The sequence below is a fragment of the Pontibacter sp. BAB1700 genome (assembly GCF_000277005.1).
Taxonomy (GTDB): domain Bacteria; phylum Bacteroidota; class Bacteroidia; order Cytophagales; family Hymenobacteraceae; genus Pontibacter; species Pontibacter lucknowensis.
Genome location: NZ_AKIS01000111.1, coordinates 1 through 21,927 on the forward strand (window position 1 = coordinate 1; position 21,927 = coordinate 21,927).

The window sequence follows — 21,927 nt, forward strand, 5'->3', positions numbered from 1 at the left end:
AAAATGCGTAATATATAAAATATAATATATTTAATAATGTGGGTTTTGCTGTTAGGTTTTTTATAGATGTTATAACTTTGGATCGGGCGCCTGAGGACAAAACTTGGAGTCTTAAATTAGAGGAGCCAGTGCAAAACGTCAGACGAAGGATTTATAGTTAAGCCAGGTTAGTAACTCAGTTACTGAGAACTTACAGATTTGCCCGATACTGAGGTAGGCATTGTTATACGAGGGCCAAGGAAGATGTCGTTCCTCTCTAGCTTCGTTTTCCAGAGCTGATACTCTGCGCGTTCGCTTTCTTTTGTTATCTCACCTTCAATGAATGTATTGTTGCGCTCCTGGACTGTCCCATCCGGAAAATAATGGTTGTCGTTTCTACCATCCTGTCCCATGATTCCGATCACGTTGTTGCGGAAAGTGTTGTTGAAGGTCGAATTCTTTTTGTAAAAGTCGTACCCATAGAGCCCTTGGGTCCACATCCTGAATTTTTCGCCGTTCTCGAATCGGGCGGCGTTAACAGCACGGTTGTCATAGATCTCTATGTTATTGCCGCCGGCGATAGCGTAGTTATAGTTGCCCAGGTTTACCGTTTGGTTGTCGTGTATTTTCACATAGGCGGTAGCTACCTCCTTGGGATCGCCCATGCCGTCTTCGTACCAGGAATCAGCAATGATGCCACCACCTGAATAGTCTTTGCTGTTAGCTGGGTAAGGATAGGCTCCCTGGATGTAGTTGTTGTGGATGCGGATAGGTGATGCCGGCGTGCCTCGTGAATTCGAAAGATTGATGTTGTCTTCCACAAGCGACTTGTCCGGCTCGTTGATCACCTCGTTCCAGGCGATTTCGGCATACTGTATTGAGTTGCGGAAATTGAACTGCACAAATTGTGACCGGTACCAGCCATCATAAATACGTCCATCGATGTTCCTGGCTTTGTTAAAGCGAATCTTAATGGTGTTTTTTGGGCTGCTGTCGCCCTTGTAGGCGTCGCCTATGTAAATGCCGGCTGTATTCTCCATGTAGCAGTTCTCTACCACCACATGTTTGAAATCGTTGACGATCAGAAAACGCCGTGGCTTCTCATATATAATCCACGGGGTGGGGGTGAGGCCATAGCCTTTGGTATGTCTGACAGTAATATTGGCTGCGTGCCCCCAGCTTTTAATCAGGTAGCCGGCACCTCTTATACTTGAATTCTCAATGATGACTGGCTCGGATGTCCTGATTTCCACAGCAGCCACCTCAGAGTTTCTTGATTCCCAATTGCCGGAGTAGGTGCCTCCTTTACTGATCACGATCGGGTTGTCATAGCCAACCGTTGTAGCTTTGGCGCTCCTTTTGGCTCCGGGAAGGTGCCCCTGGGTATAATAGTAAGTAAAAAGCATTGCTACTACCAACAGGGGAATAGCAATGCTTAGTATTTTAATGTATGGTGAATCTAGCTTCAAATCAATAGTTTAGAAATCAAGAGGTGTTACTTTAAAAAATAACCAAAGAGTCTGCGCGTGTAGCCATTCGCCAGGTGAAATGGGATATAAGGCGTAGGGCAATTCTTGAGTGTGAACCTGGTAAAGTCACGCAGGTTACCGCCACCCTTCAAGTCAAACAGGTGCTTGTAGTAATTTTTAAAGCTCTTCTCGCTTCTGATCTGTCGCTCCCCGCTTTCTTCCGGATACGTGAGCAGTCTTGCATCATAGTTTACATACAGTTCAAATCCGGCTCTTCTGGCAGTATGGGTATAGTCGTAATCGGCTATATAATGCGGGAAGCGGTCCTGGTCGAAGAGCCCTATCTTCTCAAATACTGCCCGAGGGATAAGCAGGCCTCTGCCAGGCAGGTGCGTAACTGGGTGCAGGCCTTTCTGCTCTTCCGCTGATAGCGTTGGGAGCACTTCGTCGATGGTGTTCAGTAGCCAGTTAAGCCGTTCCCCTCCGAAAATGGGCTGTTTAGTATTGGCGTCCAGTTCGAGTGCCCCCAGTAGCGCGGCAGGTTTTTGCTCGTGCCAGTAATACATTTTTTCCAGCAGGCGCTCATCCGTAATCACATCATTGTTCATGGTCATGATGAGTTGGGCATCTTGCTTCAGCGCATGCCGGATGCCCATGTTCACGCCAGCCGTCCAGAACAAGTTGCCGCTACCTTTAAGCACTTCCACTTCGGGAAACTCTTCCCGAAGCATATCTTCAGTGCCGTCTGTTGAGCCATCGTCTACAATTATGACTTTAAAACGCTGATCAGTTTGCTTTCTCAATGACTGGAGACAGTCCCTTGTGTATTCTTTTCTGTTAAAAACAGGTATAACAATGCTTATCATATTATTCAGGTATAAAGCTTAGGTATGGGTACGGCTGCTGTTGCCAAATTTGCAACGAAACCTTGCAGACAGTACCGTCTACGAAAATATCAGCTTATGGAATAGTAGTTTTTTTACAAATTAAAGCTTAGCAGGCTCTTTAGCTTGGAGCTTACCTTGCCCTTGATCAAATGGTTAAAGTTTTTGGTGTCTGACTCGATATCGCGCACGACAAAGCGAGGGTGGCGCAGCGGGAAAGAGATCTCATTCTCTTTGATCTGTGCCTTGTTATCGTGTGTATTAAACGTGTGCGTAGCATCTTCACCGAATCCAATATTGCGGACCAGATTGACTTCTGGCACAATACAGAGTCCTGAGTTGCTGTAAACGGTAAACTCCCACTGATAGTCCCAGATGTCTCCGTTCGGAATGCTGGCAAATGCCTCCTCCAGTTTGCTCAGGCGGTAGGTCTCCTCAAATTTATTCAGGAAAAGCCCTTTCAGATAGCCTTTCTCTTTGAGCTCCGGGTATGCTTTCAGGTTAAAATCGAATAGCTGCCATGCTCTGCGCCAGGTAGCCCAGCCCCAGGCATTCACTTTGTTTGAGAAGTAATAGGAGTAGTCATTGTCCTTGCGCCAGCCATTCAGGTAGTTGTTGCCGCTGATGTGCATGATGCGCGTGTCGTGCTTGTACTTTTCGAGAAGCTCCTGGCAGAACCAGAAAAAGCTTTTAGAAGGCACACAATCATCTTCGAGAATTATGCCCGATTCTTCGTGCTCGAAGAACCAGCTTATTGCCGTAGCCGGAGCTACACCACACTTCAGGTTTTTCTCCTGAAACAGCGTTTTCACTTCGCAGTCCCAGTCTACCTGCTCTACAATGCGTCGGGTTTCGGCGCACTTCTCTATATCTGTCTCCACGCCAGGTCGCGGGCCGTCAGCGGCTACATACAGTCGCGCGGGTTTTACCTGTCGGATACGGTCGAATACTTGTTGTGTGGTATGAGCTCTATTAAATATAATCAACAGCACAGGTGTGTGCAAGGGGGTGTTCGGAATAGAATTACTCATAATATTAAGGTATAACAATATGTTTGGAACTGTATACTGAAATTGCTCTCAGAAGTTGTTATGCTCAGGCAGCTGTTAGTTTGCGGTACTGTCCGATTGCTTTTGCCTTCCAGCGGGAGCCGAAGTCGCGCAGGTAGGTCGTTCGCTCAACGCCGTCTTCTTCCATGTACACAATCGTCCAGCCTAGTATGGCATAGTAGAACACGGGCAGCACGTAAGAGAAACCATATACGAAACCTGTACTGATAAAAGCTACCAGTATGATCTGGTGCACGGTCATCGCTTTGGAACGCAAGCCTTTCACAATAGCGTAAATGGGCATGATCGAGTAGATCGCCAATCCCACAAAACCTGTGTAGAACAGTACATCTACATAAAAGCTATGGAAGTGGTGTCCCTGACCGTCGTCAAACACGGCTCGTTGGTGTCGTCACGCCAGAACTGGATGGCAGCTCAAAACCCTCGAAGCGCATGCCTATCAGCCAGTTATCCTGGATAAAGGGCAGGTATGACATCCATTGTATATAACGCCAGCCACCCGTACCCTGCGAGTCGAAATTTTCGATGTCGGAGAAACTCTCCTCTATTTTGGTGATGATCTCGGGGTTGGTGGAGAATAGAAAGGCGCTGCTCGCTATACCTGCGATGAGCATCACAATGCCTATGGGCATGAACTTGGCCACGAAGTTGATAGAAAGACCTGACTTGAACCGGATAAGCAAATAGTAAACGATCAATATGATAGCTGTCGAGATCCAGACGGTACGGTGCTGGAAGAACACGATAGACACCAGGATAAAGAAAGCCATGAACAAGCTGAAAAGCTTGCCCTCGAAAATGTACTTGCTCAGGAAATACATAAACGGAATGACAAGCATGTAAACCGAGGAGGCGTATACTCCGCGCTCATGCGAAGTAAAGGCACCAAGACTCAGTTTATCGGGGTGCACCACAATCACACTGAGCCAAAAACCACCCAGGATGAACCAAACCAGGTGCGAAAACTTGAGGTAAAAATTGCCTTTGTAAAAGGTATAGACAAAGAAAATAAAGTAAAACAGGAACAGCTTTTGGAATACGTGCGGGTAAACCATCGGTGTGCCATAGAAGTAGTACGACTCAAACACCATCGCGAACACATACAGCGTGGTAAGTCCAAAGGCTACCCGCATTACAGGCGACATGCGCATGAAGTACACAGCGCTGTAGCCAAACGATAAGGCCGCCATACCTTTCATCAGCATGTTCAGCATGTTTCCCTGTGCCTCCAGGTTGTTCGGAAAGGCCAGCTCCGTGAACATATTGTCCATGAGCAGGATCAGGGCTATGGGGATAATAAAGAGAAAGCTGTAGTTAATTTTCATTGTAGCGGGCAATCCAACATCTACTGCAGCTATTTGGCAGTGTGTATGGTGTTACGGTGTAAAGCATCTTCAGGTTCGTACTGTGTGTTGTCAGGCTGAATGGGTCTGCCCACTATTTCGCTGTAGTAAGCCAGGTGCTTGTCTATGATCACGTCCTCAGAAAAGCTGGCACGGGCAAAGGCACGGCCTTTCTCCGTCATTTCCGCAGTCAGTTGCTCGTCCTCCAGCAGTCGCAGCAGCGCAGCAGCTATGTCGTCGGGCGACTCCACATTGCAGAGCAGGCCAGCCTTACCGTGGTCGAGCAGATCAGGTATAAAACCGCTTTTGCTGCCGCCTATTACAGGCGTGCCCCCCACCATGGCCTCCAGAGGCACCATCCCAAACGACTCTTCCCGGGCGGGGTGAAGCAGCACACGCGCATGCACTATTTGCTGGTACACTTCATCGAAAGGCAGCGGGCCTAAAAAGCGCACGCCTTCAGTCAGTCCATTGGCTTGGGCATACTGCTGCGCCAGGCCGCCTTCCTCCATGTCTACTCCTATTAAATGATACGCCAGTTCGGGATGTCTGGCCCGCACCTGAGCAAAGGCATGGAGGGCATTCTGCACATTTTTGCGGTGTGTAAAGCCCTGCACAGCTGTAGTGATGTAGTTACCCTTGATCAGCGGCTCAGGGATGCTCTCCTCCAGTTCGCTTGTGTAGAAGTTGTCGATAATGCGCGTTTTTTTCTGTGTGCGCCTTGCCAATTGGTTATAGGTATAGGATGAGTTGGCAATAAGATGCTTCGCCTTCGAGACTACAATGGAGTTGATTAACCAGCGCACCACGCGGAACATATCCGGAATGTTAAGCAGAATCTGAAACGCAACGTCGTGAAAACTGATGGCAGTTGGCTTTCCTGTTTTTAAGGCTGCCCAGGCATATTCATAGCTCCAGAATGCACTGATAAATTCAGCCGGATGAGCTACCATCATCTTACGAAGATCCTCTACCTCAAAAAGAAAGAGGCGACGGCCAGGCTGCGGTTTCTGGCGGCTAATGCAAACCTTGAGGTTGCCGCTCTCCAACACCATTGGCTCCGCAATCTCGGTTGAGTTGGTATAGGCAATTACTTTAAAGCCTCTTTTCAGCAATGCATTGATGAAATGCGAAGTTAGAGGAAACGCATTGGTCTGAGGTAAGTTTTTAATTTTAAGGTCCCAGTTAAGTATTTGCAAATTAACGGGTCCGGCTACTCCTATAGTCATTTGGTTTTGTCCTAAGGTTATTTAGTGTGCATTAGGTCTGACAAGGCTGGCTAACCGTCGACACATCTTTCATTTATACCTTGTTTATACATGCTCAGTTTCTTTTACCAAACTCTTTCTATATCGCATCAGCATTCTTCCATAGTAGGAGGTTGGATTGTCCTGTACGCCCAGCTTGGAAAAGATCATATGCAGCTGTTCCTTGAGTGCACTGTGCGGGAAGAGCAGTATCATAGCAAGAAATACAAAGGCACCCGTGATCATCTGTGCCAGCAGGATCACCAGGTGCGGCAGCTCCATGCCACGCAGCAAGGTGCTCATCAGGTATACAACTACAGCTACGACAGCGCCATTCAGTAAGCCTGGCAGGTATACCCGCAGCTGCTTCCAGTATGAGAGGTACAGTATTTTCTTCATCAGGGTTTGGTACATGCCGATCCGGATGAGCTCGCTGATCAGCAGCGCAAAGCCGAAGCCTACCAGGCCATAGTCTTTCAGTAGAAAGAATAAGCCACTGATCACAATGATCAGGGTTATCGTGATCACAATCTTCCAGTTAAGCACAGCCTTGGCATCGCACACAATGCCGGCAAACATGGTGATGAAGCTAAGCGGAATAGCCAGACTCAGCACCTGCAGTACAGGAATAGCTTCGCCCCACTGGTCGCCCAGCACCACGTACACGATCTCAGGTGCCGCAATCATTATACCCAGACAAACCGGTATGATCAGGGTCGCCAGCAGGGTGGTGCTGGAGAGGTATACCTTGGCCAGTTTGTCGGTTTCGGATTGCAGCTTGCTGAACGAGGGAAAGACAACACGGGATACAGTGCGTGTCAGGTTGTACATGGGCAGGTTGACGAGCATAAAAGCCCGGTTGTAGATACCCAGTCGGTAGGCACCAAATACGCGGCCTATCAGAAGTGTGGCCAGTTCAGTGTAGATAAACTCAAAAAAACTGATGACAGACATTTTGCTGCCGTAGGCGAGCAGGGCTCTGTAAGCCTCCCACCGCACGACCGGCAGTACATTGTGACGCGCCATGACGTACGCTCCCAGTGCCACCAGTGCCTGCTGTACCAACGAGGCATACACAAGGCTCCATACCCCAAAATCCAGCCACGCCAGCAGGATGCCTACTCCCAGGTACGACACCACGTAAGAACCCGTTTCCACGATGCTCAGTGCCTTGAATCGCATGTTGCGCTGCAGTAAGCTGGTTGCTGTGGCCGACACGCCCCCGACAACAAAAGCCAGCGCCATGACACGCACAATGGGCACCACTTCCGGCATGTCGAAGATCAGGGTGGCATAAGGTGCAAGCGCCCAGGCCAGCACCGTAAATACAGCACCCAGCAGGCGGAGGAGGTGAACGCTGCCCGGATGTTCTCAGTGGTCAGTTCTTCTTTTTGGATGATAGCCTGGTTCAGGCCCAGATTGGCAAAATAGTAGCCAAAGCGCAGGATAACAGCTGAAAGGGCGACCAGACCAAAGGCCTCGGGAGCGAGTAAGCGAGCCATAGCCGAGGTATAGCCAATCTGCATCACGGCATTGGCAATGGTGCCAGCCGAGCTCCACTTCAACCCACTAACCGCCTTCGAAGCTAAATTTTTACTCATGTATAGGTTCAGGTAATCGTGTCTTTCTCAAAAAAGGTGCTGCAGGAATCTGCATCCCACAGCACCTCTAAGATCAAGCGCACATGTAAGTATTGCTTAGGCGCTATACGTAATAGTAGCTGCCTTTTTTCTTGTATCCGTACTCGTAGGTGTTGTTGTAGTCCAGGTCATTGATCACCATGTAGATGTTCTTCAGCTTTCGGGCTGCGTACAGCTCGTTCACCTGTGTGAGCATGTCCTTGCTGGTGTACTTGTGCTTCACTACATACAGGTTTACGTCCATGTGCTTCATCAGGATAAAGTACTCAGCCACAAATCCGATTGGTGGCGTATCGATCACCACATATTCGTACTGTTCCTTCAGCTTGGCGATCAGCTCGGCCATACGCTTGTGCTCCAGCAGCTTGATGGCATTGTCAGGTATAGGACCGCAGGAGATAATATCCAGGTTCTCAATATCGGTTTTCTGAATCACTTCTTCCAGCGGCAGTCCCTGGCTCAGGTATGAGGAAAGACCAGCTGCGTTGTGCGTGTTGAAGTACTTGCTAAAAGTAGGCTTGCGCATATCCGATTCGATCAGGATGGTGCGTTTGCCTGCCATGGCCATTTCACTGCTCAGGTTGACAGAGGTAAAGGTCTTGCCCTCGCCTGACACCGATGATGTCACGCCTACTATCTTGAAGTCGGTTTCGGACATCAGGTACTGCAGGTTAATACGGATGGACCTGAACGACTCGGCAATGGCAGAGCGTGGATTGTTTTTCACGGCCAGCTTGTCAGCCTTGGTGCCATGCGCGATAACACCCAGGAACGGAATGTTGGTCACATTGTTCAGGTCGTTCTTACCCTGTATGGTATTGTCTACATTGTCGAGCAGCACGATGAGGGCGGCAGGGATGATCAGGCCCAGTATGAAGGCCAGCATAAAGATCATCTTCGGCTTCACGTTCACCGGCCCGGCTCCCCACATGGCGGCCTTGTCGACTACTTTCTTGTCAGTGGTGTTCGTAGCCAATGCAATAGCCGCTTCGGCGCGTTTTTCGAGCAGGAAGTCATACTTCTTATTCACAAAGTCAGCCTGGCTCTGCAGTTCCATCAGGCGGCGCTCATTCTCAGGCACTTTTGCAATGCTGGACTCCAGCTGGTTGATGCGCTTGTCTACGTTTGCAATGGAGATGTCTGTAGAGCGCACCAGGTTGCGGATGTTCGCAATGATGGCATTGCGTGTACTTTTGATCTCGCTTTCGATCACCCGGATACGTGGGTTTTCGGCAGTGGCACTCACACTATAGGAGGCTTTCTGCTGGTTCAGGCGCGAGAGCTCGTTGAACAGGTTGGCCAGGTTAGGGTTCTGTATACCTGCCACGGCCGGCGACACAGCCTGTGTAAAGCTTTCGTCGTCTTCTATCTGGTCGAGCACCGTCACGTAGTACTGTTTCTCAGTGGTCAGCTTGGACCTTTCCATCTCCAGCTGCGCCATTTTTTCATAGCTGATGTTCGACTGCATGTCGATGTTGGCGATGCGGTTGGTAGAGCGGAAAGTAGAAAGCGCCTGCTTGCTCTGACGCAGCGAGTCAGTCAGGGTTGCGATCTGGCTATCAATGAATTCCAGTGTTTTCTGGCCATTCATGTTTTTCTCGTCCAGGTCACGCTTCACGTAGGTTTCCATCAGCGTATTGAGGAAGAGAAGCTCCTTTTGTGGGATAGTGCCTTGGTGCTCAACTCCAGAACACGTGCCTCACGCTCAATTGGCTTGACATGCAATGTGCTGGCATACTGGGCTACCTGGCTTTCCATGCTGTTGAGCACGAAATAGTGCTTTTTAGCGTCAATCTTGTCATCAGGATTGGCTCGCTCAATCGTAAAGCTCAGGTATTTGTCTTTGTAAGGCTTGCCGAACTCCAGCACTTTAGTATAATCTACCTCAGTAATGATCTGCTCAACGGTATGCTTTCTGAAATCATACAGTGGAGGAGTTTCAGCCTTTACAGTCAGTTCGTACTCTTTGTCGTTCAGCACACGCACCTCCAGCGGAATGTCCACGAGTTGGAGTGAGCTGGTATCAAGGCGTACCACGAATGGAGCGTTTTCGTACTGCTCCTCTTTAATAAGGTCTAGCCCCGTATTGAGCCAGTGGCCAGGCACTTTATAGTACGACACCGAGAAGTCGAGCTGCTTGAGGGTACTGCGAATCATGTCGGATGAGGTCAGAATGCCGATTTCATCTTCTACTTTGATTCCTTTGTTCTGTACATCCAGCAGGTTCAGCAGTTCCTGTGCTTTCTTAGAACCGGTATGCTGATCTCCCAGCAGGAGTGTTGACTTAAAAGCATAGATGCGGGTAGAGCTTTTAACATAAACATAAGCCCCTGCCATCGCCACCAGTACAAAAGCCAAAAACAGATACCATCTGGTTCGGAACTTGAAAAGCCAGCTACGCAGATCTATTTCGTGCTCTTTATTTTTTCGTTTCATGGAGGATTCTTACTTAAAATAATTCAGGATAACTGCCGCCGTAGAAATAACCCCCAGGGCAATGGTGACCACGTTAAGCGACACCAGGTTGTCGCGTTTAACCTGCGCAACGGACGGCTCTACATACAGCACATCATTGGGCTGCATAAAGTAGTATCTAGATTGTACGATATTCGGGTCTTTAAGGTCAAGCAGTACTACTTCAGATCCACCAGGGGTCTGACGCACCAGCTTCACATTCTCGCGGGCAGCACCGCGTGTCAGGTCACCCGCCATGCCGAGCGCGTCGAAGAGGGTTGCCCGCTCGTTGTACACGAAGTATTGGCCCGGACGGTTTACTTCGCCCAGCACACTTACTCTGAAGTTGATGAGCTTCACTACTACGGTAGCGTTGGTGATGTAGCGGTCTACGTTGCGTTGAATCAGCTCCTGGGTTTGCTGCAGGGTAAGCCCTGACACTTTCACTTTGCCCACATTAGGAAGATTCACGTTACCTTCATCGTCCACGGAGTAGCCGCTCAGAAACATAGTGCCCGGATCAGCAAAACCGAAGGCGCTTGAGGGGGGCACGATGTTGTATATATTGGATATTTCAGGTTCTAAACTCTGCACCTTAATAGAAAGCACATCGGCAGGCTGCAGCTGGTAAGGCTTGTAGCTGGTTTGCATAGAGGTTGCCGCTGTTTCTTTCAGGTTCTCATTTTGCATGTATACGAGCTCCTTTTTGCTCAGGCACGAAGAGGCGCTTATCAGTAGGAGTAGAAAGTATACGACTCGTCTCATTTGTTTTGGTTAGGGTGTTGTATATGGTGAAGATTGTGTAGAGGCTGCTCATTTACAGCACTCCGGGACTACATACTGCTTAAGAATGGCAGTATGCATACCCAAAAAATTGTATCAGCCATATATACTATAGGAGCCGCAAAAAGATTCTGATTTTAGAAAATATTATGTGATTTTAATGTAGTTATTACTTGTGTTGTGTTTTAAGTAGCTGACAATTAATATTTTGTGTAATGCAAAAAGTTTGTGAATTAAAATTGGAGAAAAGCAGTAATGAAATTAGAGCGTTAAATTAATATAACTATATTATAAGTAAAGTGCAATTAATGTATAGGAGGGGGTGAATTAGAGAGAGTAAATGAACAGGGAGACAAGGTAGTAGGTAACCGGTGTTACTTGCAGACAGAGGGGGCACAAAACAAAACCACCTTTCCTATACACAAGGTATAGAAAAGGTGGTTTCGATACATATATAAAGGGTATATAGTATGCTTGACTATTCAATCCATTTGGTACGGCGCTGTTTAGCGCGGGGCTCAGGCATCTGGCGATGTTTCAGCTTATCAGATGTTTTGCGTATCAGCTGCTGCGAAAATCCTTCGGCATGCTCAATGATTCCACCTTTCAGCTTCCAGCCTTGCGGAAATAATACGGCAACCTCTGTTGCCAGTGTTTCGAGGTTAGGGGCTACTACTATATTGTATTCCATCTTTTGAGTAAATAAACAAACTATAGAACTAATATAGTGGATTATAACATAGGTTGTATGCGGGTGGCTACGGAAATTTAGTGAATGGGGTTACATTCAGAATAAAATTTAGATGATTATTAAAATGATTCAAAATAAACATAGTGTTTCGACGCTTTTTGCTGGATTAGTTCTATTTGGCTCCATCCGTGGCGAAGCGTATCCTGAAAGAGGTGAGCTTATCTTCATTTGATTCGAGCGAAAACTGGAAGCCGTGGCTCAGCAAAATCTCCCGAATCATGGTCAGGCCGATGCCCTGCCCGGTTTCTTTCGTGCTGAAGAAAGGCGTGAACAGCATGGGGCGGACGTGATCAGGTATACCTTCGCCATCGTCGGTGATTATCAGGCAGGGCGGTTCCTGCTGCAGCTCCACCCAGATGTTTCCTTCTGACTTCACGGCCTCCATGGCATTTTTGAGGATGTTGAGCAGGGCCTGTTCTATTTGCTGCTCGTCCATAGATATGCAAAGGGGGGCAGCGGGAAGCTGTAAAGACAGGGCGATCCGTCGCTGCTCCAGTTGGGGAAGCATCAGCCGTTCGAGCCGCTTGAGTAGCACCTGTACCTGCACTGGCTTTTTAGAAGGAGCGGGGAGGCGTACGACGTCTGCAAAGTTGGCCATGAACCTGCTTAGGTTGGTATTACGGTCGATGGCAACCTGCAGGGCGTAAGTAAAATCTTCGCGGTGTTCCTCGTCTATCTGTGGGGTATAGTACTGCACCGAGTCCAGGATCGAGTTGATAGCGCCGGTCGAGTTGTTTACTTCATGCGACATCATCCGGATCACTTTTTCATAAGCCTGTCGTTCATTTTTGATAATAGCTTCAGTTAGTTCCTCCAACATAATGAAGGCACGCTTAAAGCCGCGGTCGATAAAGTAGGCCCGGTGCGCCCTGAACGTGCGAATGCCATTGAGGCGGAAAGTATAGGGCTGGCCGGCTTGTACCTGTGTCAGTTCACGTGCCCAGGTATTGGGCAGTGCCTCCAATGCGCTGCCCTGCAATGTGTGGCCAGCCAGACTCAGGTAACGCTCGGCGGCGGGGTTGATGCTTTCGATGCGGTCATCAAAGTCAAGGAGGATGATGCCGGCAGGAGAGGCTCGGATGATTTTCTCGAGCAGGAAGCTTTTTTCTGCCTGCGCCACCCGTTCCTGCCGCAGCTGCTCGATCATGCGGTTGTACACGTCTACCAGTTCATCCAACTCCGGCTGCCCTACCCGCACAAATTTGGTAGAAAAGTCCTTGTCACGGATGGACTCTATACCTGCCCGGATCAGGTTAAGCGGTTTAAAGAAGGCAAAGTACAGGTTCACCGTTATCACCACGGAGATCAACACCAGCACTTCCATACCTATAAACAGCAGCTTGTTCTCCTGCAGCAGGAAATAAGCCATAGCAGCTAGAAGGCAGTGTACTGCAACCGCAAAAAGGATGAACTTAGTCCTGAGATTCATAGGGGATGCCAAACTTTTCGAGGCGACGGTAGAGGGCGGCCCTGCTCAGGCCCAGTGCACGCGCTACTTTGCTCACATTGTTGTGGTAATAGGCCATCGACTTCCGGATCATCGAGGCTTCGATCTCGTCCAGCGTCATGGTACCCACAGCCGGCAGGGCTTTGTCGCCAGCCTTCACAGGCCCCTGCTGCGCCTGCGCCTGGAAGTCATCGGCGCTCAATACGTCATCTTCGGCTACCAGCACAGTGCGCTCCACCAGATTTTTCAATTCCCGAATGTTGCCCGGGAAAGAGAGCTCCTTTAACCAATGCAGCGCTTTTGGGCTTATCTCCAGTTCAGGCCGGTGATAGGTCTTTTTCATGTTCTCCACGAAAAACTGTACCAGCAGCGGGATATCATCCGGGCGCTCACGCAGGGCAGGTATACGTACCTTGATCAGGTTGATGCGGTAGAACAGGTCTTCGCGGAATTTGCCTTCCTCCACCATTTGCTCCAGGTTGCGGTTGGTGGCACACACTACCCGAATGTCGAGTTTGCGTGAGCGACTGTCGCCGAGCACTTCGTAGGTGCGGTCCTGGAGCACGCGCAGCAGTTTTACCTGGCTGTTCATGTCCAGCTCACCGATTTCGTCGAGGAAGATGGTGCCCTTGTTGGCCATCTCGAAACGACCTACCCGGTCGGCTTTGGCATCGGTGAAGGCACCGCGCTTATGGCCGAACATCTCACTCTCAAACAGACTGGCTGAGATGCCGCCGAGGTTTACCTTCACGAAGGTTGGGACTTGCGGAGGCTGTTGCGATGCACGGCCTCCGCTATTAGTTCCTTGCCCGTACCGCTCTCGCCCTCGATCAGCACGGAGGCATCGGTTGGCGCGATCTGCCCGATCCGCTTCAGGATCTGCAGCAGCTGCGGGTCCTGGCCTACGATGTTTTTGAAGTCATATCGCTGGTCCAGTTTTTTGCGGGTTAGGGCTTCGTCTTTTACGGGTGCCTGCTGCGACAGACTCAGGGCTGTGCGCACCGCCTGCACCAGGTAATCGTTACTCCAGGGCTTGGTAATGAAATCGGCCGCACCCAGACGCATACCCTCCACCGCCAGACTAATGGAGCCCCAGCCCGTGATCAGTATAACAGGTAGCTGCGGCATTCGTTGCTTGAATGTTCCCAGCAACTGTAGCCCATCATGACCTGTGGTTTCGATGGAGAAGTTCATGTCCATGATCACGAGCTGCAAGGGATGCTGCTGCGCTATTGCGAGCGCCTCGCTCGGGGAAGCGGCCTCTTGTGTTTTAAAGCCGTGCTGCTTGAGCAATATGCTCAAAGAGGCACGAACCGCTACATCGTCATCTATTATCAGGATCATGGAACTGGAGCTGCTAAATCAGGTATAAAGATAATTTTTTCAGGTATAAATTGCTATTACTCTTCGTGTAGGGCGATGGCAGGGTGGATGGTTGCTGCTTGTCGGCTAGGGTAGAGGGCACAACCAACTACCAGTATATAGATAACAACCACGCTAATACCCAAGGCTAAGAAGTAGACTACTGATTCAACCTCAAATACCTGTAGCAGCGGAAACTGTACGGCAAAGGCCACACCTAGCAGCAGACCGAAAGTAGCCAGCACCAGTACCTCGCCGATAAACTGCCGGTATACCTGATTGGCCGAGGCGCCCAGCGCCCTGCGAAGTCCGATCTCGCCGTTGCGGCGGCTGATATTATACCACAGTACCCCAAATAGCCCCAGGGCCACATTAAGGATTAGAAAGCCGCAGACAAGGCCCAATGCAATCATGGGTACCATCGTGAGCTTTGATTTATTCTGACGCATTTTTTCCAGGGTCGCCACTTCCAGGGTCCAGTCTTTGCCTATACCTGAGATCTCTTGCACCATCTTTTCTTCAAACGCCACTCCGGTTCCAGGCTTCACCCGGATCAGGAGCTCACCCCAAAAGGACTTGTCACTTTGCTGCAGGCTGATCCGGGTGAAAAAGGCCGGACGCTCGGCGGAGTACTCGCTGTAGCCCCGGAAGTGGTCCACAATGCCCACCACCTGGTAGTTCACCGAGTCATTTTGGGGTATGAGTTTACCTAGTGGCTCTTCTTCACCGAACAGCTGCCTTTGCATTTCGCGGTTTATCACAATGGGCTTGTGGTGGGCGGCATTGTCCTCGGGACCAAACCAGCGGCCCTGGCTGAGCTGTACCTGCAGCACATCCTCGTAGTCATCGTCTACTTCGTAGTGGTCTGCCTGCGAGCTTCTCTTGTTGCCGTACGACAGGTTATCCGTCATTTGGCTAAAGGCAAAAGGGGCATTACTGTTTGTGAGAGCGGCATGCGAAACCTCAGGGTAGGCACGCACCTGCTGCACCACCTGCTCCAGTTTCTGGTGGTTGAGGGCGGCGGAGTCGGCGCTGGGACGCATGGTCAGCAACCACACATTGTCGTGCTCGAAGCCAAGGGGCTTGGTATAGTTGCGCACATTGTACACGACCAGGCTCATCACCCCGAAGAGTACCAGGAAGCAAAAGAAGATTTCGGTCATGAGCAGGAAATTGCTCTTTTTGCGGTTCCAGATCAGTTTAAATAAGTGGCGTATCATTTTGAACCTCCTTTCAGTGCCTCTACGGCATTTAAGCGTGACATTTTATAGGCCGGATACACTCCGGAAATAAGACCGAAAACCAGGCAGAGCAGCAGACCAAAGGCAAACACACGGATGTTGAGCCCCAGGTTTGCATAGACGATAACGCCGCTGTCGTTGATCAGCCAGAGCACGCCCGCCGACAGCACAAAGCCCAGCAAGCCCCCAAGCAGTGTCAGGAAAATGTTCTCGATGATAAACTGCCCGATAATGGTGGAAGAAGTGGCACCGAAGGCCTTACGCACGCCAATCTCCGAAGAGCGCTCCATGATGCGACTGATGTTGATGTTGACCAGATTGATAGTAGGCAGCAGCATGAACAACAGCGCCAGGACTGTCATGATCACATATAATATACCTATGCCGGAGTCTTTGCCATTGCTCAGGAAGGTGCGGGCAATGCTTTCCAGAAACGTATCGGGGTGGGAGGAGAGCGTCGTGCCTTTCTCTGTTTGCTGGCGTTCCACCTCCTGCATGATGCCCGCATACTCCTCTTTTATTTTTGGTACGTCGGCAGCCGACCTGGCTTTAATAGTGGCAAAGTAGGTGCCCCGGAGGCCAGGCCTGCTGAACTCCTGACTCTTCATGGTGATGGGCACCCATACATCGGCGTAGGAGTGCAGGCGCAGAGCCGGTACATCTTCTACCACGCCTACTACCTTGTACCGTACCTGGTCCACCACAATGTGCTGTCCCACAGCTTTATCTGTGCCGAAGTACTGCTTGCGGGTGTTTTCGTTGATCACGGCCACACGGTTTGCACCCCGCACATCCTGCTCGCTAAAGCCATTTCCTTCCAGGAAATTGAACTCCAGAATATCCCAGAACGCACGGTCTGTGTACTTGATATCCAGCGCAAGCTTACGGTTGTTGATGTAACTGTTTACCTGGAAGAACATGGAGTTGATAGACACCATTTCCGGTGTTTGCATGGTGCGCACATGCTGGTCGAGAAAGCGGTAGCTTGGCGGACCGCTGCTCGAAAAGCCTCCGTCGCGTTGCTCACGCATGATGTTTACAAAGAGCAGCTTGTCAGTTTCACGCTCCGGCATCTGCGGTCCGAAGGTATGGTCGAAGAGCGAGGAGGCCACCATGAGCACCAGCAATGTAAAGCTGATGCCGAAGAGGCTGATGAAGGTAAAGAACTTGCGTCGCAAGAGCACCTTCCAGGCTATTTTGATGTAATTCTTCAGCATGGCTATACCTTTTGATAATCGTAAGCATTGGTTTTCGCATCAGACACCTGCTGGCCATCGAAGAATCGGATAAGGCGCTCGGTCTTCTGGGCCATGTTCTCGTCGTGTGTCACCATCACGATGGTGGTGCCATCCTGGCGGTTCAGGTCGAGCAGGATGTTCATGATCTCTTCACCCATCACAGAGTCGAGGTTACCGGTCGGTTCGTCGGCTAGGATGATCTCGGGCTGACCGATCAGGGCGCGGGCTATGGCCACTCGCTGGCGCTGTCCGCCTGATAGCTGCGTAGGGTAGTGCTTGGTGCGGGCACTGAGGCCTACTTTTTCAAGGGCTGTGAGGGCCAGTCTTCTGGTTTCAGCTGCCGATGTGCCGCTGCGGTAGAGCAGCGGAAGCTCCACATTGTCGAGCACGCTCAGGTCATTGATCAGGTGGTAGCTTTGGAACACGAAGCCGATTTTCTGATTGCGGATGTGTGCCAGTTCTTTGTCCCTATACCTGCTGATGGGGTTTCCGTCTATCTCCACTATACCATTGGTCGGCTCGTCGAGCAGGCCCATGATGTTGAGCAGTGTGGACTTGCCGCAACCCGATGGCCCCATCACCGACACAAACTCCCCCTTGGGTATGTGCAGGTTGACGTTGTGCAGCGCTACCGTCTCAATCGTCTTGGTCTGGTAGACTTTTTCGATGTTCTTTAACGTGATCATAGTTTTATACCTTGGTTCTAATATCGATTAAATTGTTGAATTGCTGATTGTTAATTGCTGATTGTTGGGTGCACGATTAACCCACCCCTGGCCCCTCCTTTTGTCGAGGGCCCCTATCCCTAGAGGGGAATCTCGTGCACGATCCGAGCACGTCGCCACATGGCCCTACAGCTATACCTCTCACATTTTCAAATCTTCAAATTCTCAAATCTCCAAAACACTCATTCACTCATTTCAATCACCTGCTGTTGCTCAAAGTCAAATAGCGTGAGCTGTCGCAGGGTATAGTGGGCTGTCCAGAACGCACTGAGGGAGGCGATGTGGGCACGGCGGGCCTGGTCTTTTTCGGCCAGGGCGATGTTGAGGTCGGTGATGCTGATGCGGCCGATCAGGAAGGTGTTGCGGGCGATCTCGTAACGCTCCTGGGCGATGGCGTCGGCTTCGGCAGTGGTGGCAATGCGGGCTTTTAGCGTGTTGTACTGATTCACTTGCGTGAGCACAGCCTGCTCAAAATTGGCATCCTCCTGATCCACGGTGTACTGCACCAACTGCTTATTCAGCTCGGCCACTTTATAGATGGAGCGCTGCCGCCCCCAGTCCATGATCGGCATGCTGAAGCCGATGCGGGCCCGCTGCTGGTTCTCGGGACGGGTATAGATGTCTGTGAAGGAGGCGCCGCGGTTCGTAAGTCCGAAGGTGGCAAACAGGCTGGCATTAAAGCCGTTGTCGCCGTGGGCTTTGGCCATCAGTGCTTCGGCCTCCAGGAGCCTTCTGCTAAAGTTGATGCTCTCTTTGCGGTTTTTGCGGGCTTCTGCCAAGCTATCTCAGCCAGAACAGTCGTGGCAGGTATACCTTCGGGTGCTACCAACTCCAGTTGGTCTGTCTCTTTCATGCCGATGTAGGTTTTAAGGGCAAGCGCCGCGGTTTGCTGATCGAGGGAGGCCTGTGCCATGGCGAGCTCGGCGTTCAGCACGGCCAGGCGCAGCTGCAGCAGGTCGTTTTTAGAGAAGCGCCCGAGCTTATACTTCTCTTGCGCAATCTGGTAGAGTGTGTCGTTGCTGCTTTGGTTTTGGCTTGCGATGCGCTGGTTTGTCTGGGCGAGCAGCAGGTCGAAGTATAGCTTCGTGGCGTTTACGGCTATTTTTTCACGTTCCTCCAGGTAGGTCTTCTGCGACTCCTGGTAGCGGAGCGGCTCAATCTTTTTGGCCCATGACAATTGGTTGTAAGCAAACAGCGGCTGCTCTATACCTATGATGGCCGGGTTGCCGTTGTAGCGGGTCTGCTGACGGTCAAAATCGTCGAAGCGCTGCATCAGCGAAGTAACGAATATCCGGCCGCCCGTTGGGCTTAACATTTGGCTCAGACTCAGCCCAAGCTCGGAGTTGTTGATCGACACCGGTTTGAAATCGGTGGTACCGTCGGGCTGTGTTACGGGCATGATGGTGCGGCTGAAATCCGGCAGAGTACCGGTGAGGCTGAGCTGCGGCTTGTAGTCGGACTTGAAGCTGCGCCACTGCCAGTAGCTGTTTTCGCGGCTGGTCTCGGCCTGACGTGCCGCTGCCGACTGCTCCTGCGCCAGGGCGATCACCTCCTGCAAACGCAAGGTGCGCGTCGCAGGCTGTGCTATACTTGGCAGACAGGGCAGCAGCGTCACAAACAGCAAACAGATTTTGTATAGTTCTTTCATGGTTTTATTTGCATTGCACGGTTCTGTATCACCACACACGTCTCACAAATTCTCTCTAGGCAAAGGGCTGACAAACAAAAGGCTATAACTACCAAAATCTCAAACTCCTAAACTCCCAAACTCACTTCACTTTCACGTTGTCGAGGTGCTGGTAGTCAGCCAGGTCAGAGATCACCACTTGCTCGCCAGCTTGCACGCCGCTTTCCAACTCCACATAGTCCACATTGCTCACTCCGATTTTAGCATCTCTTCTTATCAGTTCGCCGTCGCGCAGCACGTATACCTGAGGCTTGCTGGCGGTTCTGAAGTAGGGGCCATTCTTCACGCGCAGTGTGTTCGGTTTGGAGACTGTGTGCACATATACATCCACTCTCAGACTCGGGCGCAGCAACTGGTGCGCTTTCTCTTCGAGGACTACAAAAAAAGTGACGATACCATTTTCGACCGTGGGTTTGATGGAGGCAATGCTGCCCTTTAAGTTGGTGTCGTTGATGCGCACCACCACGGTACTACCGACACTGATCTGGCTGGCGAAGGCATCTGAGATAGTAGCCTGCACGCGGTAGCTGCTCAAGTCAGCGAGTCGGGCAATAATGTCGCCTGCATTCACGTTGCTACCGATCTCGTTTTTCACCCAGGTAATGACACCTGGCTGTGTAGCACGTACCTCGGCCTGTTCCATTTTGCGCTGCAACTCCTCAATTGAGCGGCTCTGCATGGCCAGGGTATAGCGCAATTCCTGTTCATCAGCTTTGAGGAGCTGTCGCTCTGTTACGATTTCATGCTCTATTTGCTCCAGTTCCTGCTGTGCGATGCGGAGGTTGAGTTCGGCCTGCTTCACACTTTCCTGCGTACCGCCTCCGATCTTGAGGAGGTATTGTTCGTCTTCGAGCTGCGCCTGCAGACTTTTCACCCGCATGCGCTTTATTTCCAGCTGCGAGGCCAGGGCGTTTAGTTTCTTTTCGAGGTTGAGGTTGAGCTGCACCGTTTTGTGACGGCTTTGTTCCTGCTCGTCTTTGAGTTTGTCGTAGGCCAGTTGGGTATAGGACCTGTCGAGCAAGAGGATCTGGTCGCCAGGCTGCACCTGCTCGCCAGTGCTGTGCACCACCTGTTCGATGCGTGCCTGAATGGGGCTGGTGATCACCTGCTCATGCTCAGGCACCACGGTACCCGAAGCGGTAATGGTGGCCACCACGGGCCTTCTTCTACTGGTGCCGTACTAATTTCTGAAAAGTTGATGCTGGGGGTGATCAGGCTTCTGAATCCGAAGATGGCTACTGCTATAAGGGCAGCGGCTATACCTATTTGCCAAATGCGCTTCCGCTTCTGGGCTTGTCTGGTGCTGGCTGATAATTCACGATCCATAGTCTTATGTGGTGTATTGCTCGTGAGGGTATAACCAATTTAGATGCCAGTAATGTATGTTATTGATTTACAGTTATTTGTGGTTTAAAAATTTGATTTTTAGGAGGCTGCACCTGTTCAATATTGAACAGTTTGTGCGGTTTTGTGAGGGCTATTTCTCATGATTCAAAATAGATATAGTATTTTATCTATTTTAAGTATATTTGAGTTAAGCTAGCCTCAATACACTTGCCTTAAAACCCATAATTTTTAGAAAAGATGAAAGCAAACCAAATGCTATACCTAATAGTGGCGCTGTTGCTGCTGGCTTGTAGTGAGAAAAGGGTGCAGGAACTGACTGCGACAAGCACAGCTGAGCCTGTAAAGCCAACTGAAGTTGCCGGAGCGCTCACAGAAGAGGAAATGGAAGATTTGAGGCAGAAGTGTGAAGAGTATTACGCGTCCCTCACTGTGCATGACTCGGTGCGGATAGCTTACCTTGATAGGTTACTGGCAGATAAAGGAAGGAAGCTCACAGCCAATAACAGACAGTTTCTGATGCAGCTTAGGCAACAGTTTGCAAACAGTGACCCTAAACAGCCCGCCTGACGATCGAGCAGGCGCTTTTCCCGATCTTTAGGATTCCGGATCAAAGACTAGGGATTATCGGGCAGCCCGTGCCAGATATGGGCTGGCCAATGGAGTACACGGATTTGTCAGCTGAAAAGGCTTTATTGAGTAAATGGGTTGATCTTGAAAAAGGCTATTTGGACTCAACCAGAATGCTGCACTTTCCTGAAGCACTGAATTTACTATACCCGGCAGGTAAGCCACGGTTTTATCTTTACACGACCAAAACTACCGGCCAATCCCGTGTTCAGGACCTAGGGCATTATCAGAATGAATGCGCTGACTACTATCACTATACCTTTGATGAACAGGCACTGCAGACGGGAGATGAAGTACTTTTTGCCAGCAGACTTCCGCTGGACCTGACTTATGAAAACAATCCTGCTTTTGATAGCTGGTACAGGTCCAAGCTAATGCCAGACTGCGCCGACTGCCCCAGCAGCCACGACAAAGCCATATCTTTTGCAAAACTGACCGGCACTGAAAATCTCTATTTTATGTATGCGGATGCTTTTCCAAGTAATCGGGAACTGTACACTCCTTTGCGTGCATTGGTGGCGAAAGGAGAGAATGGGAAATGGATAGAACTATGGTATAGCGATATTGATAATTTCGGCTGCAGCTGTTTGTAAGGGTTTCCTACCCATGTTCAAATAATAGGGCCAATTCCGT

Annotated in this window: 20 protein-coding genes and 2 pseudogenes; 2 read left to right on the plus strand and 20 right to left on the minus strand. The window is 50.3% G+C overall.

Going from position 1 to position 21,927, the window contains the following annotated elements:
- Positions 1–179 precede the first annotated feature (179 nt).
- The 20 genes and pseudogenes from O71_RS13335 to O71_RS23930 all read right to left on the minus strand — a co-directional run bounded on the left by O71_RS13335 (position 180) and on the right by O71_RS23930 (position 20,646).
- Complete coding sequence (locus O71_RS13335; protein ID WP_007657624.1) at positions 180–1,385, minus strand: hypothetical protein; 1,206 nt, start codon at positions 1,383–1,385, stop codon at positions 180–182.
- An 89-nt stretch (positions 1,386–1,474) separates the two neighbouring features.
- Positions 1,475–2,314, minus strand: a complete 840-nt coding sequence (locus tag O71_RS13340; protein ID WP_040574275.1) for a glycosyltransferase family 2 protein — start codon at positions 2,312–2,314, stop codon at positions 1,475–1,477.
- A gap of 113 nt (positions 2,315–2,427) precedes the next feature.
- A complete protein-coding gene (locus tag O71_RS13345) occupies positions 2,428–3,363 on the minus strand; it encodes a hypothetical protein (RefSeq protein ID WP_007657628.1) in 936 nt (311 codons plus the stop codon).
- Positions 3,364–3,427: 64 nt separating this feature from the next.
- A complete protein-coding gene (locus tag O71_RS13350; RefSeq protein ID WP_007657630.1) occupies positions 3,428–3,778 on the minus strand; it encodes a hypothetical protein in 351 nt (116 codons plus the stop codon).
- Positions 3,771–4,727, minus strand: a complete 957-nt coding sequence (locus O71_RS13355) for an O-antigen ligase family protein (protein ID WP_007657634.1) — start codon at positions 4,725–4,727, stop codon at positions 3,771–3,773. Before O71_RS13355 ends, O71_RS13350 begins: the two co-directional genes overlap by 8 nt.
- A 29-nt stretch (positions 4,728–4,756) precedes the next feature.
- Positions 4,757–5,974 (minus strand): glycosyltransferase family 4 protein, encoded by a 1,218-nt coding sequence (locus O71_RS13360; RefSeq protein ID WP_007657636.1) that lies wholly within the window; start codon positions 5,972–5,974, stop codon positions 4,757–4,759.
- Positions 5,975–6,058: 84 nt separating this feature from the next.
- Positions 6,059–7,593, minus strand: a pseudogene (locus O71_RS13365) (lipopolysaccharide biosynthesis protein).
- A gap of 103 nt (positions 7,594–7,696) precedes the next feature.
- Positions 7,697–9,262 (minus strand): polysaccharide biosynthesis tyrosine autokinase, encoded by a 1,566-nt coding sequence (locus tag O71_RS13375; RefSeq protein ID WP_007657638.1) that lies wholly within the window; start codon positions 9,260–9,262, stop codon positions 7,697–7,699.
- A complete protein-coding gene (locus O71_RS13380) occupies positions 9,262–10,068 on the minus strand; it encodes a Wzz/FepE/Etk N-terminal domain-containing protein (RefSeq protein WP_007657641.1) in 807 nt (268 codons plus the stop codon). The genes O71_RS13375 and O71_RS13380 overlap by 1 nt, the downstream gene beginning before the upstream one ends.
- Before the next feature lie 9 nt (positions 10,069–10,077).
- Complete coding sequence (locus tag O71_RS13385) at positions 10,078–10,851, minus strand: polysaccharide biosynthesis/export family protein (protein WP_007657643.1); 774 nt, start codon at positions 10,849–10,851, stop codon at positions 10,078–10,080.
- 496 nt (positions 10,852–11,347) lie between these two features.
- Positions 11,348–11,560 carry a hypothetical protein gene (locus O71_RS13390; protein ID WP_007657645.1) on the minus strand — a complete coding sequence of 71 codons (213 nt, stop codon included), beginning with the start codon at positions 11,558–11,560 and terminating at the stop codon, positions 11,348–11,350.
- 172 nt (positions 11,561–11,732) lie between these two features.
- A complete protein-coding gene (locus tag O71_RS13395) occupies positions 11,733–12,989 on the minus strand; it encodes a PAS domain-containing sensor histidine kinase (RefSeq protein ID WP_007657647.1) in 1,257 nt (418 codons plus the stop codon).
- A 43-nt stretch (positions 12,990–13,032) separates the two neighbouring features.
- Positions 13,033–14,411: pseudogene (locus O71_RS13400) on the minus strand (sigma-54-dependent transcriptional regulator).
- Positions 14,412–14,467: 56 nt separating this feature from the next.
- Positions 14,468–15,649: an ABC transporter permease gene (locus O71_RS13405; protein WP_007657648.1), complete on the minus strand. Its 1,182-nt coding sequence runs from the start codon at positions 15,647–15,649 to the stop codon at positions 14,468–14,470.
- Positions 15,646–16,887 (minus strand): ABC transporter permease, encoded by a 1,242-nt coding sequence (locus O71_RS13410; protein WP_007657649.1) that lies wholly within the window; start codon positions 16,885–16,887, stop codon positions 15,646–15,648. Before O71_RS13410 ends, O71_RS13405 begins: the two co-directional genes overlap by 4 nt.
- 2 nt (positions 16,888–16,889) lie before the next feature.
- Complete coding sequence (locus O71_RS13415) at positions 16,890–17,594, minus strand: ABC transporter ATP-binding protein (protein ID WP_007657650.1); 705 nt, start codon at positions 17,592–17,594, stop codon at positions 16,890–16,892.
- A 221-nt stretch (positions 17,595–17,815) separates the two neighbouring features.
- On the minus strand, positions 17,816–18,412 hold the full coding sequence (locus O71_RS23315; protein ID WP_155800890.1) for a TolC family protein: 597 nt from the start codon (positions 18,410–18,412) through the stop codon (positions 17,816–17,818).
- Positions 18,340–19,281: a TolC family protein gene (locus tag O71_RS23320; protein WP_051017767.1), complete on the minus strand. Its 942-nt coding sequence runs from the start codon at positions 19,279–19,281 to the stop codon at positions 18,340–18,342. The genes O71_RS23315 and O71_RS23320 overlap by 73 nt, the downstream gene beginning before the upstream one ends.
- 121 nt (positions 19,282–19,402) lie before the next feature.
- Entirely contained in the window at positions 19,403–20,473 is a 1,071-nt protein-coding gene (locus O71_RS13425; RefSeq protein WP_192811684.1) for an efflux RND transporter periplasmic adaptor subunit, read from the minus strand.
- Complete coding sequence (locus tag O71_RS23930; RefSeq protein WP_155800892.1) at positions 20,422–20,646, minus strand: hypothetical protein; 225 nt, start codon at positions 20,644–20,646, stop codon at positions 20,422–20,424. The genes O71_RS13425 and O71_RS23930 overlap by 52 nt, the downstream gene beginning before the upstream one ends.
- Positions 20,647–20,904: 258 nt before the next feature.
- Here O71_RS23930 and O71_RS13430 point away from each other — a divergent pair, with 258 nt between their 5' ends.
- A complete protein-coding gene (locus tag O71_RS13430) occupies positions 20,905–21,234 on the plus strand; it encodes a hypothetical protein (RefSeq protein WP_007657652.1) in 330 nt (109 codons plus the stop codon).
- Positions 21,235–21,302: 68 nt separating this feature from the next.
- The gene (locus O71_RS13435; RefSeq protein ID WP_155800894.1) at positions 21,303–21,887 is read left to right on the plus strand and encodes a hypothetical protein; all 585 of its coding nucleotides are present in this window, start codon (positions 21,303–21,305) and stop codon (positions 21,885–21,887) included.
- Positions 21,888–21,927: the final 40 nt, after the last annotated feature.